The organism is Marinobacterium sedimentorum (genome assembly GCF_024267675.1).
In the GTDB taxonomy this organism is placed as follows: Bacteria; Pseudomonadota; Gammaproteobacteria; order Pseudomonadales; family Balneatricaceae; genus Marinobacterium_A; species Marinobacterium_A sedimentorum.
Window position 1 is genome coordinate 79,233 of sequence record NZ_JALDYX010000018.1, and the last position, 16,229, is coordinate 95,461.

The 16,229-nt window shown below is 50.9% G+C and carries 19 protein-coding genes; 3 read left to right on the forward strand and 16 right to left on the reverse strand.

Annotated features, from left to right (window positions below):
- Positions 1-323 precede the first annotated feature (323 nt).
- Positions 324-524, reverse strand: coding sequence for an antitoxin Xre/MbcA/ParS toxin-binding domain-containing protein (locus MRS74_RS15165; protein ID WP_254581124.1), 201 nt, complete (start codon positions 522-524; stop codon positions 324-326).
- Positions 525-1,152: 628 nt separating this feature from the next.
- On the opposite strand from MRS74_RS15165, the gene MRS74_RS15170 reads away from it, so the two are divergent.
- Positions 1,153-2,976, forward strand: coding sequence for a transglycosylase SLT domain-containing protein (locus tag MRS74_RS15170; protein ID WP_254581125.1), 1,824 nt, complete (start codon positions 1,153-1,155; stop codon positions 2,974-2,976).
- Between the two features lie 120 nt (positions 2,977-3,096).
- Here MRS74_RS15170 and MRS74_RS24240 read toward each other — a convergent pair whose 3' ends face one another.
- From MRS74_RS24240 to MRS74_RS15180, 3 genes are all read right to left on the reverse strand, one after another.
- Positions 3,097-3,279 carry a zinc-ribbon domain containing protein gene (locus MRS74_RS24240; RefSeq protein ID WP_368671279.1) on the reverse strand — a complete coding sequence of 61 codons (183 nt, stop codon included), beginning with the start codon at positions 3,277-3,279 and terminating at the stop codon, positions 3,097-3,099.
- Positions 3,280-3,385: 106 nt separating this feature from the next.
- Entirely contained in the window at positions 3,386-3,823 is a 438-nt protein-coding gene (locus MRS74_RS15175; RefSeq protein WP_254581126.1) for an OsmC family protein, read from the reverse strand.
- Positions 3,824-4,063: 240 nt separating this feature from the next.
- Entirely contained in the window at positions 4,064-4,378 is a 315-nt protein-coding gene (locus MRS74_RS15180) for a hypothetical protein (RefSeq protein ID WP_254581127.1), read from the reverse strand.
- Positions 4,379-4,528: 150 nt separating this feature from the next.
- Here MRS74_RS15180 and MRS74_RS15185 point away from each other — a divergent pair, with 150 nt between their 5' ends.
- Together MRS74_RS15185 and corA are read left to right on the forward strand one after the other, a co-directional pair.
- Positions 4,529-4,972 carry a YtoQ family protein gene (locus MRS74_RS15185; RefSeq protein WP_254581128.1) on the forward strand — a complete coding sequence of 148 codons (444 nt, stop codon included), beginning with the start codon at positions 4,529-4,531 and terminating at the stop codon, positions 4,970-4,972.
- Between the two features lie 436 nt (positions 4,973-5,408).
- Positions 5,409-6,356 (forward strand): magnesium/cobalt transporter CorA, encoded by a 948-nt coding sequence (gene corA / locus MRS74_RS15195; protein ID WP_254581129.1) that lies wholly within the window; start codon positions 5,409-5,411, stop codon positions 6,354-6,356.
- A 136-nt stretch (positions 6,357-6,492) separates the two neighbouring features.
- Here the strand turns inward: corA and MRS74_RS15200 are convergent, their stop codons facing one another.
- The 12 genes from MRS74_RS15200 to MRS74_RS15255 form a co-directional block, all read right to left on the reverse strand.
- Positions 6,493-6,966: a TspO/MBR family protein gene (locus MRS74_RS15200; RefSeq protein WP_254581130.1), complete on the reverse strand. Its 474-nt coding sequence runs from the start codon at positions 6,964-6,966 to the stop codon at positions 6,493-6,495.
- Positions 6,967-7,283: 317 nt separating this feature from the next.
- Complete coding sequence (locus MRS74_RS15205; RefSeq protein WP_254581131.1) at positions 7,284-7,673, reverse strand: zinc-ribbon domain containing protein; 390 nt, start codon at positions 7,671-7,673, stop codon at positions 7,284-7,286.
- A gap of 15 nt (positions 7,674-7,688) precedes the next feature.
- A complete protein-coding gene (locus MRS74_RS15210; RefSeq protein ID WP_254581132.1) occupies positions 7,689-8,132 on the reverse strand; it encodes a hypothetical protein in 444 nt (147 codons plus the stop codon).
- 12 nt (positions 8,133-8,144) lie between these two features.
- Positions 8,145-8,330, reverse strand: a complete 186-nt coding sequence (locus MRS74_RS15215) for a hypothetical protein (protein WP_254581133.1) — start codon at positions 8,328-8,330, stop codon at positions 8,145-8,147.
- A 319-nt stretch (positions 8,331-8,649) separates the two neighbouring features.
- Positions 8,650-9,009 carry a nuclear transport factor 2 family protein gene (locus tag MRS74_RS15220; protein ID WP_254581134.1) on the reverse strand — a complete coding sequence of 120 codons (360 nt, stop codon included), beginning with the start codon at positions 9,007-9,009 and terminating at the stop codon, positions 8,650-8,652.
- Positions 9,010-9,335: 326 nt separating this feature from the next.
- On the reverse strand, positions 9,336-9,755 hold the full coding sequence (locus MRS74_RS15225) for a hypothetical protein (RefSeq protein WP_254581135.1): 420 nt from the start codon (positions 9,753-9,755) through the stop codon (positions 9,336-9,338).
- 368 nt (positions 9,756-10,123) lie between these two features.
- Positions 10,124-10,339 (reverse strand): hypothetical protein, encoded by a 216-nt coding sequence (locus MRS74_RS15230; RefSeq protein WP_254581136.1) that lies wholly within the window; start codon positions 10,337-10,339, stop codon positions 10,124-10,126.
- 111 nt (positions 10,340-10,450) lie between these two features.
- Entirely contained in the window at positions 10,451-11,161 is a 711-nt protein-coding gene (locus tag MRS74_RS15235; protein WP_254581137.1) for a competence protein CoiA, read from the reverse strand.
- A gap of 128 nt (positions 11,162-11,289) precedes the next feature.
- Complete coding sequence (locus MRS74_RS15240; protein WP_254581138.1) at positions 11,290-12,081, reverse strand: hypothetical protein; 792 nt, start codon at positions 12,079-12,081, stop codon at positions 11,290-11,292.
- An 89-nt stretch (positions 12,082-12,170) separates the two neighbouring features.
- A complete protein-coding gene (locus MRS74_RS15245; RefSeq protein ID WP_254581139.1) occupies positions 12,171-13,334 on the reverse strand; it encodes a toll/interleukin-1 receptor domain-containing protein in 1,164 nt (387 codons plus the stop codon).
- 108 nt (positions 13,335-13,442) lie between these two features.
- Complete coding sequence (locus MRS74_RS15250) at positions 13,443-15,548, reverse strand: ATP-binding protein (protein ID WP_254581140.1); 2,106 nt, start codon at positions 15,546-15,548, stop codon at positions 13,443-13,445.
- 58 nt (positions 15,549-15,606) lie between these two features.
- Positions 15,607-16,161 (reverse strand): GNAT family N-acetyltransferase, encoded by a 555-nt coding sequence (locus MRS74_RS15255; protein ID WP_256557954.1) that lies wholly within the window; start codon positions 16,159-16,161, stop codon positions 15,607-15,609.
- Positions 16,162-16,229: the final 68 nt, after the last annotated feature.

Here is a 16,229-nt window from a genome sequence, read left to right on the forward strand (position 1 = left end):
AAAGTCCATTTATCCAAGGAGTGATGCAATTCAAAATAGCACAGGCAGAAGAATCTTCTTAACCCTAATAGCTATTAAAAATATCATTATAAAACAGCACATTAAAGAAAATAAAAACCTAAAAAATCGGTAAATATTAACTCAGTTAATCAGCAAACCTGGAAGCACCTATATAAAGTTGCACATAAAAACTCGATTAACTTATCTGAAACAGAATCATACCCAGGCGTTCATGGCTTATGCTGATAAAAGCCTCAAAAGCACCAGAGAAATAACCCGCTGCACGCGGAGGCTATCAGCAGCCGGCCGCCTGCCGGGCAGCCTCAGGGTGCATCGCCCTGTTCCAGCTGATGCACCAGATCCATGATCTGCTCCACGGTTGGGCCTGAATTCAGCACTTCCTGCGGGGTCATGCCTTCCAGCCCCATATGCGGGCTGTTGATCCATTCTTCCGCCGCTGTCCTGCTGCCAAAGTAGCCAATAGCTGCATCCAGCAATCGTTGTCGCGCATCGTCCTGCACCATTACTGTCACCCCGCCGCCCAGTTCGCTATAACCTCATGGCCTGCAGTATAGAAGAACAGCGCGGGTTTCCCCCGCGCCTGAGCACTTGCCTTAGCGGCTAATGAGTTCGCGCCACCGCATCAGCGCAATACCACCTGAGCCCTGCGCATCAAACAGACCAACCACAGGGCACCGACACCCACCGGTGCGCGACTGTATTCGCCGGGCCTGCCCACAGTCTTGCTCCTGTTCATCTGTGGACAACCGGTTTTTCCACAAGGGTTTTATTTCCCCGCTGCACTTGACATCGACGCCGGACGAACAAGTTTCAGCTTATCCTGCACAGCCCCCAAAACGCTGCAACCACGGCGTTTGCGCCGATCAATTAATACCCGCACACCGCCAGAAGGCATGACCACCGGGCCAGGGACAGCTACCCAGATGTTATCCACAATATTACACACAGCTTTCGGGGATAAGACACGAAACAAGATTAGGCCCGCACGCAAAATTGCAACGCTATCGACTTTTTCAGGCCCGATTGCCGCAGCTGTCGACCCGGAACTTTGCTACAGTGCAGCCGGGCCAAACGCCTGTGTAACGAGCATTTGAAACCCAGTGTCAGCCATGATCCCCAGAGGGTCTGTTCATGTTATATAGCTCTGTCGCGGCACTAATACTCGGCACTCTGCTCTGGGCACTGCCACTGCGTCTGTTTGCCACCGAACTGAACCTTACTGTCACCCTTGACTACCGTATTCTGGACAGGGCGCTTGAGGAACAACGGCTGTCGGACCCCGGCAAGGCAGTGGAGCTCCTTGCGGACAGCAGCGGCTGCAACAGCCTGCGCCTGTCCAGCCCCCGCATCGAGGGCGCCGACGGCAGTCAGATTCGCATACTCACCGATCTAAGCACCCGCACAGGCATTCCAACCGGCAATCACTGCATGCTGCCACTGGAGTGGAAAGGTGTCGTTGAAACCCTGCACCAGGCCTACATTGACCAAAGCCGACCTGCGATCCATATCCGGACCACCAACTCCAATATCCTCAAGTCTGACGAACAGGCGCGTGCAGTGCCGGGCGTTATCTGGGACTGGATCAAGAACTTGATCCAGCCCAGATTCGATGCTGTCAGCATTGACCTCAGCGACGTGACTACAGACCTTGAAGCCCTGCTGCGCCTGACACTCAAAAACCCGCAATCCTCAGAGAGCCCGCCCCTGGGGCTCGCCTTCATGGCGGTCACCCCGACTCCCGCAGGGCTGGATCTGCTGCTCCGACTCCAGGTTCCCGATGCCCCCTCCGGATGGCAGCCCGCCAGCGACAGAGTATTGAGTGCAGAGGAACTGACCCACTGGGACAGCGCCTGGCAGTCCTGGGACAGCTTTGCCACCTGGCTGATCAAGACGCTCGCCATAACGGCCGAGCCCGAGCTTGCGAACGCACTGGCCGATATTTTGCTGCAGGCACGCTTCGACCTGCGTGACGCCCTGGCGGATGACGACCGTGCGCGGGACCCTGTTCGTGACCTCTTTCTCAATACCTGGGAGCGGCTGGCACCCCTGCTGCACGACATTCGCCTGGACATTCCCGGGGTTCAAGCCCTGCAATACGCAACCTTTATCAGCGCCGCCGATGCACTCAGTGCCCTGGACAGGGTCGCGCCGCATCTGGGCATGCAACTGGATCGCCACAGCCTGCGCAGCCTTGCCCGCCTGCTGGTGCCCACGGTCAGCGACGCTGATCTCGAATACGATACCGATGTGGATCCGGCGCTGCGCAAGCTGCTCGGGCTGGATCCTGAACTGAACATGGATGAGCCAGACAATCCTCCCGTCCCTCTTGCCTGGCTTATTCCGGCGTCCCATGCCAGCCAGATAAGCCCTGCCCTGGTGACACGACTGACCGGCTGGGTACCGGCCACGGCCGAGATCAATGACTATCTCGGCACCATGGCACAACTGCTTGATCAGGTAGTGTTGGCCGAGCGGCGCAAGGGCAAGGTGCCAGGCGATGCCTTCGATATCTACGCCACCCTGCTGCGAACCACGGCCTGGCAGGAAAGCTGCTGGCGACAGTTCACCCGCAAGGATGGAGAGGTGCGCACCATAGTGTCTCCGGGTGGAGCCATCGGCCTGATGCAGATCAATCGCCATGTCTGGCGCGGCCTATACAACATCGACTCACTCAGCCGCGATGTAGGCTACAACGCCCGGGCCGGCAACGAGATTCTGGTGCATTACCTGGTCGACTTCGCCATCAAGCGCAAGGAAGACGAAATCGGCGGCGATCCCCGCGCCCTCGCCCGTGCCGCCTACGGCGTCTACAACGGCGGCCCGCGCCACCTGAGTCGCTACCGCAAGGCTGACACCAGCCGGACGCTCCAGGCGGTCGATATGGAATTCTGGCGCAAATACCAGGCCATGGAAAAGCAGGGCACCGCAGCGGTCAAAGCCTGTTATGGGGTCTGACAGCTGGGTTCATTCAAACGCCACCGTTACCGGGGGGCTCAGAAATCAGCCCCTGTTTCCCTGGATCAGCGTTGCGCAGTAGCGGGCAACGCTTATCAAGCCGCACTCAAAGCCGCAGGCTCAGCGGGGCTTGATCGCAGCGTCCCTGGCTTCTGCCTTGCGCTGCATCTGCGCACTCCGGCAGTCCCTGCACAGTACCGCCCGGGTATTTATGTTCCCCTTTCTGACTTCGTACCACCATTTCTGTCGCTGCGCAGGCCATACCTCCTGCGTGCCACAGTTACGACACTGGATGACTAGCATAAAAGCGCGGGAGTCTGCCGTAGCTATTGTTGTGACTCAGGCAGACAGGGTCCGCCAAGACCCGCCGCCGCCGGCACCTCGATGTTGGTTATGGATAGTGACATGGCTAGGATTCCACCCGCACTAGCGTATTCAGGTGCGTTGTACCGGACAGGGAATTGGTGATCAGGCAGGACGCTTCGGCCTTCTCAAGCAGCCGTATGGCTCTTTCCTCCTTCGTATCCCTGGCCACATCAAGTGTTGCGTTTATCACGAACGCCGTAAACTTCGTCTTGCCATCGCTGCGTTCAAGTGTACCTTCGACATCACATTTCAATGAAATCCAAGACAGTTTGGACGCGCCGGCAATGGCGCGAAAGCTGAGAACAAAGCAATCCGCCACGGCTGCTATCAGTAGTGTTTCTGGAGACCAGCGGTCCCCAGGACCGCCAAATTCTATGGGTGGTGCTGAAGAAATTGGGTCCAGGGCATCACTGGCGAGGGTAACGTACCCCTCTGCCCCCGCGCTCGCGGCAACTCTGTAATGATGGGGAAAGTCTTGCATAGAAACCTCCGGTTACCTGCGTATAGATCGGGGACTCAGAGGCCCTAATGCCCAAAGTCACTATTCACCAGACGAACAAACAGCGTCCCTGCCTCCTTGTCCGTTATGTACAGGCACCCCGGCACAGAGTCCGTCTCTGACCATTCAATAAACCCGGAATGTAGAATAGCAGCTGGCAACTGGCAGCGGGGCCGGCCCGCGAAACAGAGGTGCGGGAGAACAGAGGGAAATTCGGGCGAATCAGCCCTCCAATGCCTGTTCCAGCAACAGCTCGGCCTGTCCGCTGTCCAGCATGGCGGCGACTTCCGCGGTCGAGAACGGCGGCACGCTGATCAGGGTACGGGGTGAAAGCATCAGCATGTCACCAAATGCCTCGGCGGGCCTGTCGCTGAGCAGGAAAAACGGACATGGCAGATTCAGCAGCAGATCACAGTTCACCCGCTGCCCGGGTTCAGCCATGACCTGCAGGAAGCAGCCATCATGACAGCGGGCACGCAGGCCGCCAGTGGAGACATCAAAGTCATACAATTCGGTCACGATCAGTAAGGACTGCATCCGTTTCGCCCGCCATCCCTAAAACAGCAAGACTGCCATGGCCAGCACAGCACGACAAGTCCTGCCGCGCGGCTTGCAGAGGCGCAGCTTGTTCGGGACAATGCACAAAACCCTTGGCATTTTGTATACATAACCTTCGAGGAGAGTCCCATGATCTGGACCGTTTATTTGTCTGGCGAGATTCACAGCGACTGGCGCGAACGCATCGAAGCCGGCTGCGCGGCACTGAACTTGCCGGTCGATTTTGTTGGCCCGGTCACCGACCACGATGCCTCTGATGCCGCCGGCGATCACCTGGGTGCCGAAGACAAGCCGTTCTGGCGCGACAACAAGTCATCCAGGGTGAACGCCATCCGCACCAAGACGCTGATCGAGAGCGCCGATGTGGCCGTGGTGCGTTTTGGCAGCCAGTACAAACAGTGGAACGCCGCCTTTGATGCCGGCTACCTGGCAGCCCTGGGCACGCCGTATATTACATTGCACGACGCCGACATCATCCACCCGCTGAAGGAAGTCGATGCCGCCGCCATGGCCTGGGCGCAACAACCTGAGCAGGTGGTAGAGATCCTGCGATACGTGACTCAGGGCAAGTAAGCCTCATTGTTCAAGATAAGAACGCCGCATACTCCGCGGCGTTCTTATCTATTAGCCTGATTTTTACTCAGGTAAAAATACGGGCAAGCGGGTACGCCACTCTTCACATTGGCACACTCCACGATGCCGATATCATCCACCCGCTGGAAGAGGTGGACGCCGCCGCCATGGCCTGGCTGGGCGCAGCAGCCGGAGCAGGTCGTAGAGATCCTGCGATACGTGACTCAGGGCAAGTCAAAGCCTCTCTTATAGCGATCAGTGCCCCGGGCCGGCGCCCGATTCATCGCCGTCCCGGGGCAAATTTTCTATTCCCGCCCCGCCCCGTTGCCCCTGCGAGTTCTGCAAAATAACCCCGCAAAACCCGCCCCTGCGCTACAGGGGCGCCTCTGTGTGGCGTTATACTCTGGCGCATCACTGACAGGGAGTACGCCGCCCCATGCTTGCCGCATATCAACTCGAACACAATCACCTGCGCAAGACACCGCTGAACATCGACGATGACATCCCCGAGGGCACCATCTGGGTCGATGCGCTGGAACCGGACGAGGACGAGCGCAACTGGCTGTCGGGCCACTTTGTCGGCGGTCTGCCGGGGCAGGAAAAGGTCGATGAGATCGAGGCATCCTCACGTTTTTTTACCGACCAGGACGGCCTGCATATCAACTCGCTGTTCCCCCACAAGGTAGGGCAGGAACTGCGCAGCTTTAACGTCTCCCTCAACCTGCGCGTCGACCGCCTTATCAGTGTTCGCGGCGAAGACCTCAGCCTGTTCCGCCTGCTGCGCCAGTATCTGCGCCAGGACCGCATTCACGCCGCGGGCCCGATGGAGCTGCTGCTGCATCTGTTTGCCCTCAAGGTGGATTACCTGTCGGACTCCATCGAAGACGTGTACAAGATTCTGGAGCCGGCCTCAGAACAGGTCTTCGAGACCGAAAACCTGGATGAAGTGCTGCGCATGATCACCCGCCAGGAAGACAGCAACGGCAAGATCCGCCTGAGCCTGCTGGATACCCAGCGTACCCTGCGTTTCCTGCAGCGCTATCAGATCGACAAGCTGGGCAAAGACAACAAACGTCAAATCCGGGAGATGCTGTCGGACATCGAATCCCTGCTGCCCCACACCCAGTTTCTGTTCGACAAGATCAACTTTATGCTCGATGCCACCATGAGCTTCACCAACCTGCAGCAGAGCAAGATCATCAAGATCTTCTCGGTAGCCGCCGTGGTCTTCCTGCCGCCCACCCTGATCGCCAGCATCTACGGCATGAACTTCAATATCATGCCCGAACTGCAGCAAAGCTGGGGTTATCCCATGGCGCTCGGCATGATGCTCGCCAGTGCCTTCGGCACCTATTACTTCTTCAAGCGCAAAGACTGGTTGTAGAGCAGGAGCGAGGGGAAAGGGTAAAAAAGCCCCTGTCCTCAGAAGCCGGTCAGCCTAAAGCGATAGTCAACCCGCTGCGTACCACGCCACCGGCCGCAACACTGCCAGGGGCTTCGGGTTGGGCAGCGCTGACCGGTCAAAGAATCTGTGGATTCAGCTGCCACAGGGGATAGTTCAGTCCCCACGCAAAAATGACCCCCAGCAGGTAGGGAAAAAGCAATGCATCGGCAAGAGGCCGCACGCGCCAGACATACACCAGAGTCGCCAGGATAAGTACCCAGAGCACCGACATATCAACCAGCGCCCTCAGGCCGCTGTGCCAGGCAAAGAACAGCCAGCTCCAAAGCGCGTGACGCCAAGCTGCAGCAAGAAAAAACCCAAAGCCTGCCGGTTGGCTTGAAATCCTCCACAACGCCACACCAGCCAGGCTGGCGATGCCCATCAGGGCATACAGTGTCGCCCACACAGGACCAAACAGGCCCCCCGGCGGCGCCCACTCAGGCTGGGCAAGTTGGCTGTAAAAAGCCCTGGCCTGTACTGAAGCGACGGTTCCAATGCCAGACGCCACGAAACTCACAAGCAGCCAGCCAAGCAATCCCGGAATCTGCATGCGCCCCGACACTGGTGACATACCGCCTCCAACAGGTGCCCATTGAGTATGTTAATTAAAGTCCATAGGCAACGGCCCTGTTGAGATTTGCAGGCCCTGTTCTGGCGGAACGCTCTTCGCCCCTCATGTGCCTCCCGCAAGCGGCTGATCTTGCATCAGCTAAGCGCTAACGCAGCTAAAGAGTAGCCGCAGAATTATCATCGAGCGGAGCCTGGAAACCCTGTTTACACCCGACCTTTTACCCACAGTCGTTGCATTCCCCGCGCCAGAAGCCGCTCTATCAGCGGAAAACTCGGCGCTGGACCTGCAGCACATTTTCAGCCTCCACGGCGTTGCTTCTTTTTGGCCAGCCCGGCCTCAGACGCAGCCCTGGCCTCGGCCTTGCGCAGCTTTTGTGCAGCCCGGCAGGCCCGGCACAGCACCGCCCGGATGTTTATATCTCCCTTCTTCACCTCGTACCACCACTTTTGTCGCGGTGCCGGCCAGACCTCTTCCTCGCCGCAGTTGCGACAGACGATGGCCACATCCACATAGAAGCGAGGCAGCCGACCGTAGGTGTTGTTATGTGCCAGGCTGGCAGGATCCGCCATGACCGCCCCCGCCGGCACGCAGGCATTGGGATCGGTCGTATCGATACCGACCAGGGCCCTGGCACGGGCGAGCTGACTTTCCTTCAACCTGCGCTCTTGGGTATCGGGGCTGGTCATGATTGCCTCGGGCAGCTATTTGCCCTGCACCTGCCATGAATAGGTGAAGGTGTCCCGCAACGCGTGCGCCAGGTTATAGGTCGCGCGCTGTGCAGCGTTCATACTCAGCAGGTCTGGATCGATCTCTTTTGCCAGTGCCACCATCTGGGACTCCACTTCTCTTGCTTCCACCATGCTGAGTTCACCAATATACAGCTCGCGAAATCGCCTGCGGGACTGTGCCAGTTCATCCTGCGTATGTACCTCGGGGTTTGCCAACACCTGGGCGGCCTGAACGGCTTCTGTATATAACGTCTGCCGCAAAATATAGAACGGCCTGGCCGCTTCCATCTCTCTGGCACTCGCTTCCTCCAGCCGCGCCTGATTGAAACTCAGGGCGCTGATAACAACCCCGGCGACAACACTCAGCACCTGGACCGTCGTAGCGAGCAGTTCAAGTTTCGATTTGGGTTCAGACATTTCAGGTACCTTTTATGAAGAGGTAGAGCGCCAGAAGTCAGATGAAGCCAGAAAATAGTCAAACGGGCTCGCCGCCGGACTATTGTAGCGAATGGGCTGGCCGGTAATGACAATGAAATCGTCAAACTTGGCTTCAAGCAGCCTGTCGGGCTTGGCCGGTCGTAGTGAGGGAAAGAGCGATTTGTTCAGCACATCCATGTGCTTCACCCCTTCGGGGCTTGCACGTTCAATCGCTCCCTACGATTGAATGAGTTAGTTTTTGAACTCTTTTGAGACAATAAATCGGCAGGATAGTCGATTTACACAGCGTAAGCTGCCCACCGGGCAAGCTACAGGGATGTAGCTTGTGAATAGTGGTTCTATCAAAGAGCATACAAAAATGACCCCTCTTTACCAAAAAGAGACGGCTAGAAAAATCGGAGGGTGACAGCCCTGAATTGCCGCCATTATCCCGCTTTTTCCGCCATCCGTCTTGGCTAGGAGGCTGTCACTGCCATGAACAAGCAAGAAACAGATCTCAGAACGCGCTCTTCCATTGCTCGGTGTCGAGGAACCACCGCTCCTCGTAGATCTTGTCGCCTTTGAACTTGAACAGGACGGACACCTGGGAGCCTGCGACCTTTTCGGACTTCCACTCAAGAATCGAGATGACTTCGCTTTCCCCTTCGATCTGACGCAGCCCTGTGATTTCGAAACCTGGCGGGAGAATCTCCCCAAGACCATCCAGCGCCACACGGAACGCCTGTCGTCCCTCAAGGACATCGGTCTGCCCCGGCATGATGAATGTCATGTCCTCCACGTAGTCGGCGACCAGGGTATCGAAGTCTCCGGCGCCGAGTGCCTCCCAGCCTCGTTGTACAATATCTGCTAAACCCATTGGCCTGTACTCCTATACGGATCTAATCGTTCGTGCTGTGCGCTCACGCAAAGCGGCAAAGTGGCAGAGCGGCCTCTGCCTGGATTCATTATGGACGCTGCTGCCAATACTGCTCATTACAACGGGCCAGCTGCAACTGCTGACGCCTGCAAAAAATGGCAAACCGCAAATGCCGTCTCGCCACGAAACCTGCTTCCTGGCACAAGGTTGGCACAATACTGCCAAGTCAAAAGAAAGTACCGGAACCGAAAGCAGCTGGGGTCTTGCCTTTGCCGCCGGCATATACAGGCTGCCTCATATGACAAAACGCAAGACCCCTGAACCCCTTATCGCGTCGATCCAATGGTCCCGGAAGTATGCATAGTTTTATTAGTCCACTTCACAACCAATGGTGATACTCCAGTCACAGTAAACTTTCCTGAAGCAGTATCCAATGTACCGCTAACGTCTCCACCGGAGACAACTATTGTATAACCATCAGGCCCCCATAAAGAGGGAACTGTTGCTGGGTTAACTACAAAGTTAGCAATCGATACGGCGGTATCTGCAACAAGCGCCGTGGCACTCGCAGCCGTTGCCGCGGCAGTTGCAACCAAAAGTGGCGTTGATCCTCCGAACGTTGCTATGGTTAATGCTGTGCCTGCGATGGTCCCGAGTGCGCCGACAATAACTATGCCAAAGCCAAACGCATGAGACCAATCCTGGGCATGGCTTATTTTGTTTTCCTCAAAACCAGTAATCACCATTAAGTCTTGCCAGCCAAAATCTGCGGCTGATATTTAAATGGTCTTTCCTGTTTCAATGTTATTTCTGAATTACTGCACGATATGATTCCATTCTGTCGCAGCATGGATTGGCAATTTCGTATTGTTGGTTATCGTAATTGTAGACATAAACTATTCCTTTAGAATTTGAATGCGAACAACAAACCAATCGACCTACGTAGTTTTATCTCATATAAACCCTTGCATTGGTGTGACCTGAGCAAAGGGGTCACAAGAAAAGGCAAAGAAAAGGGGTAAGAAAAGGGGTCAAAGCCCTTTTCAATCAATCGCTCTCTTTGGGTATCCCCGCTTTACCTGTCCAACTTTTCTGTAAAAGGGCTTTGACCCCTTTAATTCTGAGGGCACTTTTCGACGACAAGAAGCGACCTTTCCTTTTCAGCCTTCCATGCATCTTCCAGCATCTTTTTAACTTCAGCATTTGCCTGTGAGGCTTTTGCCTCTAGCTCTCTCGCTCTTTTTGCACCAGCAGGATCGAACCTACCACCGACGTAGTTTGCTGGATTTTCTTCGGGGAAATCCTCGAAATATTCTGACCACTCTCCCATTTTTCACCCCTCCTATGGGTCGATACTTATCGCTAACGCGCCACACAAAGGGCCGGAACTGCGTAGCAGTGGAGGTCCCAGCCCACGAAGTGGGCGAACTTCGTGTGATTGTTAGGAATTTTGAATAACAATCCAGGCCCCTCTGTCTTGCTGATAAATAAATTTATGTTCCAGAATACTATACAGAAAGTTCTCAACTGAAGAATTGAGACCTGCAGCGCCAATTATGCTGCTAGAATCTTTACCAACATCCAAAGCTACCAAAGGTAATTCAGGTATACATGGAAATAAACCTTCAGAAGGAATTTCTCCACCAAACTCATGCTTTATTCGATATTTACTTATTGATGTAGTAAGAGTGATGTATCGAGGGCGATATAGAATCCAATAACATTCAACGTTGGCCGAACTATAACGTAATTGGCGTTTTAAATAATCTCGCAGATGTTGGTAAGAGTGTTGTATTTCAATAGCCACTTTTCGGCTTTCAATTTCAAAATACACATCTGCTTTCCAAGAGCCCAACCTACTTTCACCAGATTGCTCTAATTTAGCTTCTATATCAAATAGTTTTAGAAATGTAACAATTTCGTCTTTGGCTTTTATATGCCATTGCGACTCAGGTGATGTGGAACACTCTTCAGAATAATGGGCAAAAAACTTTAAAAAATTAGAACTTGTTTTTGGCACTGCGGCTGCACCACAGCAAGGCATAACTAACTCACCTACCTCATATGATTCTTTTAGTAGTTGCCATGCTTGGTCGTCGTAATCACTTACATGGACAACACTGCCATCAAGTTTTTGGCAAAAATTTACCACTCGTGACACCTCCTAGATGCCTAACGCCCGGCTCATCAGCGCCCAAGCCGGAGGGCTTTTTGTGGTAAATTGAGCGCAGCGAAACCACAAAAAGTGCGTAGGTTTGGGCGTCTGCGTGGAGCCGTTTGTTAAGCATTATTTCTACCAAACATGCTTTTGAGCGTTTCTTTAAAACTTGGCTCTCTTTTTGATACTTTGAGAATATTTTCAACGATTTCAGCCTCAGATTTACCTTCTTGATCTGCCAGCTCTGCAGCTATTGAAGATTTAAACAAATTCTCTTTCTTTACCCTCTCTGCTTTTCTGTACTTATAAAATAAGTAGCCACCAGATAAGTAGATCAGCAGAAACCACCATACTTCAACAATCACTCTAACGAAGATTTTTGAAGCACTTATGTTGTCATTAGTATATTGTCGTATGGAAACACCTTTTGTTCCTGTTTTTACATTAATTTTTGGAGAGTCACTACCACCAAAATAAAATGAAAAAGCAATTCCATCCCAGATGGAATCCGTCCTATTTAAGTACTCTAGCTCGAAAACATAGACTCCATTCTTTTCAGAAATGAGTGTGACTGCTTCCTTGGGATACACTTTTTGTGGGCTAACCGTATGAAAAATTGGCGAATTAGATTTGTCTTCTAACTCAAAGTAAATTTTAACTTTATCAAGATTTTTCTCAGAAGTATTGGCAATCTGAAAAGAGGTACTACTTAATGCATCTAGAGACCTACCTTCGTAGGTGATTTTCAATTTGTTATTCCCGCCCATCAGGCTTTGGAGATTGCTGGTGGAATCAGACCTATATTCGATTATCGAAGACTCATCAGGTTGATTTCCAAACCAATAACCAGCATAGGCACTTGCCAAAGCCCCTACAAGAACGAACATCACTTGCCATATGTATTCACTTTTCAATTGGAAAACTCCATATGCCTAACGCTCGCATTTGCGGCTGGTATGGAGCGCAGCGGAATAACAGTCCGACAACATGCGCTTGTTAAATTTTAGTAACCGCGCTTTGGCAAACGAAGAACTTCATCGACGAGTTCTTCTAACTTCATCTTTCCATTCAGGATGTCATTCAGCGCTTCGTTTCTTCTTTTGTCATAACTAGAATTATTTATGGGAGAATTATGCGGTGCAATTATGAAGTTATAGGGGGTTAAGTAGCGAATTCGTAGTTCTGCTTTCCCACTCAGATAAACAGGCTTTCCATCAATAACCGCAGAGTTATCATCATACTCTGCCCGCGTTATGTTATGTTTCTCATATACAGCAAATTCTTCTCGCGAGTAACCCCAATAGCTGATATCGGCGTCGACATCAATATCGTATAGCCCGCTTGAATCCATAGGATCTACTTCCACATAGACAAACGATTGATAGTATGAACCCGCATTAACCGCCGCGATTCTTGATATTTTGAGCTCCTGACCATCCATAAGAGCTATATCGTCATCCTCCCTAGAAAAATTCTCTATCTGGAGATCACCACTTCGCCACCACCAGATCGGAGTGTCGTCATCGAAAACAAGTGGTTCATTTAATAGTATGAGTAAACGTTCTATTGCTTGCTCTTTCTCGAACCAATCAATTCCTCTAACACCCGGAAATGCTGAGCTAAATCGCTTATGGAAAAAGGTCGTACTATTTTCACGTAATAATGGCTTCTTTACCTCTGATTCTAAAAACGGATTATTTCCTAATTTCGGTTTTGGCCTTTGCTTGATTCCGTACACTTCATGAACCAACTGGCTGAGAGAATCTTCGTAACTACTATCAGAACTAAAATCAATATACATACGACCAGCTAGGCAAAGCGGGGTTTTCATGGATTTTGATACAGAGCGAACTACAGGTATAAATTTAGTTGTAGCTTGATTGAGTAAAAGTTCAGCCGTTAGAATCGTATTTTCATAACCGACACCACCAATCCCACCATTGGATTTATCTATATAGTTATCCGTACAAACAGCCAAGACCCTATCAGACTCTTGTAAGCCGTTTTCCATGAATTTGGGAAGATTGGCCCCAAGCTCCAGATCCCACTGATCCAATATCGTTTCAACACCTTTAGACATTAAGTCAGTAGCTAGTCGATACACCCAATCCTTGTGTTCTTCGCTATCGTGTGAGTAGGAGATAAATATTTTTGGATTACTAATCAAGGTTCGATCCTATTTTTGAAATTTAACGCCCGCAACAGCGGAAAATTGGGAGCGCAGCGAGTAATTTTTCCGACTGCTTGCGCTTGTTATAAGCCAAACTCACTGGCACTAGGCCTTATTTTGGTCATATGGAATTTCTACAACCACCGGCCTTTCAGATTTAACTACCTTACCGAAAACAACCGCTTGAAGCTTTTTTAGGTTTGGCACCATTTCAGCGCAACTTGAGCCAAATACGTTCCTGAGGAAGCCAATACTTGTGTCGTCATAACATGCAAAACTGACGATGGAATTGCACTGCGTTAGTACCGTCTTACTCACATTTGCCGTCCTTTGCGCTAAAACTAGAAGCCCGACATTATATTTTCTTCCCTGCAGTGCAATTTGTGCGATTTTGGCAACCAAACCCTTTGAAGCAAAGTCAGATACACCCATAGTTGCTGATTCAGGCATTATTGTATGCGCCTCTTCCACTGCTACTAGTACTTTTTTGGAATCATCACCAAAACTCTCTTTGGCAATATTCAGTAAACAAGACATATATATTTCAGTAATAAATATCGATGCTTGCGAATTTGATATTTCGGGCAATTGAATTAGCCCTAATCTATTTTCATCATCTTCCATAAATGCTCTAAGCTGTGTGTCGACATCAGCTCTTAACTGGTCACTAAATGCTTTTAAAGCCTTTTTCTCATTCCCTGCGCCGTACTGCCCTGTTTCTACTTCAAAAAGCTTTTGACTTAAATCTATAGACGTTTTCTCTTGGATGGAAAGGTCAGTTGGATTCAAGTCCGCTAAGCGCCCTTTATACTGCGAAGTAAGGTCAATGCAAATTACTTTTATACCGCTAGAGACAGAATGCCTTATCAAATCAAATGCAAACTCTGTTTTACCTGAACCTGTTACCCCCAAAACCGCCGTATGGAAGTTAAAGTTTCCGACAAAATCACCAGCCACGGGAATATTTGATTTCGGAAGTTTTCCAAACTGGAAATCGTTGGCATTTTGGCCCTCTCCATGAAGATCATCATTTTCATTGATTAAAGAGAAAACAGGCGCGTTCATATTTGGAAGCCAATCAAACTTCTTGAACTCTCCACTTTCTAAAGTTCCCAACTGTGCAGCGTAAGCTATTTGGTAACCATGTTTATCGCCATCTAAATTTTCCTCAATCGTTGTGCCAGCTGAAATCTGATAGTAAACCTTTACACCATCGACCTTGCACCAAATAAGCATTCCATCCGCACAATAACTATCTGACTTTACTTCAAGCCTGATTCGTCCTATTGATGAATCTTCAGCAACGAAGCCAATCAACCTAGATTGAGTGGTTTCACCCAAAAGATTCATTACGGCATCGTGGTTTAGCTCTTCTTCAGGCTCATAAATATGTCCATCTGCAAGCCCTTTTTTTGGTTCATCAACAGCGCCTAAAAGCATCGCCGTTCCAATTCTTCGCTCGTCATTAAGATGCGAATATAGTGGCAGCACCCACTGCTGGCTTTTATCAACTCGCTGATAGATTAATGGCTTGCCTTGCTCCCAATCAGTGTTTTGGTTTATTGCAAATCTCAAGACACCTGGATTATCCAGCCTGAGCAATTTACCTATTGGCAGGATTGTTTTTTGAGAGCTAAATTTGATCGATGATAGCAATTGAGGAAGTTTAAGTGGCCATATAGCCATGAATACACCCCAAAACACTATGAGATAAACAGCTAGTTCAGATTTAATTGAGTAGAAGGAATAAATTCCAAACAAAAAGACTATGGAAAAAATAAGCCTAGAACGACCGAGAACAATTGCAGGCCTGTAAAGGCGGCTATTTACAACCGACGCAATATCACCGGAGAGTCTCCCGCCGGAGGTTGCAACACATACTGTTGATATTAGAAAAACAAAAAGGCAATAAGAAAAAACCACCCACCATGCTAGTGGTGGCGATACATGATATACGCCGAACATTGTTATTCCGGCCATTAGCGAATTGATCATCGAATCAGCTGGTTTTGTGAAGAAGTGCTCCAAGATAGCGGAGCCAAGCACAATCAACAGCAAGGCATTCTGGAAAATTAACGAATACTCAGAGTCCTGCGGAAGAGGTGAACCTGTAAATTTCCACGAGATAAGTAATGCGCAGAGCAACCCAACTAGCATGATAAAAACACGAATCATTGGCTTTGTATGATTATCACTTATTTCTAAATCCATATTTTCTTCTTCCTTCTATAGGGTGCTACAGGGCTAATCTTGGCTTATAACGCTGCAATCACGCGCTTGTCGCGTGCATTGCCTTGTTATGCAATGCATCCCAATTCTGCCGAGTCAATCGATACAGTCGCACTGGACGATTATGAAACTCAAGAGTATCGAAGCTAGAAAAGCCTGCTTTCTCCGCGACCTTCAAGGACGCGACATGCTCAGGCTCGATAATGACCACTATTGATTGATATTGTGTCTTATCAAACACGTAACCCAGAATCCCTTTAGCCGCTTCGGACGCCAGGCCCTTATTCCAGAAATTCGTCGCCAGTCGATAGCCGAGGTTTGACTCCTCAACACCAGCGACTATTTCTGGTGAAACACCGCAGAATCCAATGAATACAGAACTTTCCTTATCAATCAGTGCCCATGGTCCCAAATCATATGAGTCGTAGCAGGCCATACACCACTCTATAAATTCGCGGGTTGCGACCTCATCACAAACACCACGGACCGAGTGCTTCATTACTTCAGGGTCACTGAGAATCTCGGTCAATGCAGGAACGTCTTCGAGGTACAACCGCCGTATTAGCAACCTCTCCGTTTCACAAATTTGCACCATCTCCTCCCTATGCAGTCGTGGTAGGACGGCCAGTTACCTGAGCCGCCCCCACACAGATCCGGACGTGC

What these genes read in the sequence shown, in the direction of transcription:
- MRS74_RS15165 (WP_254581124.1), bottom strand. Translation starts at nt 524, where the DNA reads ATGGTGCAGGACGATGCGCGACAACGATTGCTGGATGCAGCTATTGGC.
- MRS74_RS15170 (WP_254581125.1), top strand. Translation starts at nt 1,153, where the DNA reads ATGTTATATAGCTCTGTCGCGGCACTAATACTCGGCACTCTGCTCTGG.
- MRS74_RS24240 (WP_368671279.1), bottom strand. Translation starts at nt 3,279, where the DNA reads ATGCTAGTCATCCAGTGTCGTAACTGTGGCACGCAGGAGGTATGGCCT.
- MRS74_RS15175 (WP_254581126.1), bottom strand. Translation starts at nt 3,823, where the DNA reads ATGCAAGACTTTCCCCATCATTACAGAGTTGCCGCGAGCGCGGGGGCA.
- MRS74_RS15180 (WP_254581127.1), bottom strand. Translation starts at nt 4,378, where the DNA reads ATGCAGTCCTTACTGATCGTGACCGAATTGTATGACTTTGATGTCTCC.
- MRS74_RS15185 (WP_254581128.1), top strand. Translation starts at nt 4,529, where the DNA reads ATGATCTGGACCGTTTATTTGTCTGGCGAGATTCACAGCGACTGGCGC.
- corA (WP_254581129.1), top strand. Translation starts at nt 5,409, where the DNA reads ATGCTTGCCGCATATCAACTCGAACACAATCACCTGCGCAAGACACCG.
- MRS74_RS15200 (WP_254581130.1), bottom strand. Translation starts at nt 6,966, where the DNA reads ATGCAGATTCCGGGATTGCTTGGCTGGCTGCTTGTGAGTTTCGTGGCG.
- MRS74_RS15205 (WP_254581131.1), bottom strand. Translation starts at nt 7,673, where the DNA reads ATGACCAGCCCCGATACCCAAGAGCGCAGGTTGAAGGAAAGTCAGCTC.
- MRS74_RS15210 (WP_254581132.1), bottom strand. Translation starts at nt 8,132, where the DNA reads ATGTCTGAACCCAAATCGAAACTTGAACTGCTCGCTACGACGGTCCAG.
- MRS74_RS15215 (WP_254581133.1), bottom strand. Translation starts at nt 8,330, where the DNA reads ATGGATGTGCTGAACAAATCGCTCTTTCCCTCACTACGACCGGCCAAG.
- MRS74_RS15220 (WP_254581134.1), bottom strand. Translation starts at nt 9,009, where the DNA reads ATGGGTTTAGCAGATATTGTACAACGAGGCTGGGAGGCACTCGGCGCC.
- MRS74_RS15225 (WP_254581135.1), bottom strand. Translation starts at nt 9,755, where the DNA reads ATGGTGATTACTGGTTTTGAGGAAAACAAAATAAGCCATGCCCAGGAT.
- MRS74_RS15230 (WP_254581136.1), bottom strand. Translation starts at nt 10,339, where the DNA reads ATGGGAGAGTGGTCAGAATATTTCGAGGATTTCCCCGAAGAAAATCCA.
- MRS74_RS15250 (WP_254581140.1), bottom strand. Translation starts at nt 15,548, where the DNA reads ATGGATTTAGAAATAAGTGATAATCATACAAAGCCAATGATTCGTGTT.
- MRS74_RS15255 (WP_256557954.1), bottom strand. Translation starts at nt 16,161, where the DNA reads ATGGTGCAAATTTGTGAAACGGAGAGGTTGCTAATACGGCGGTTGTAC.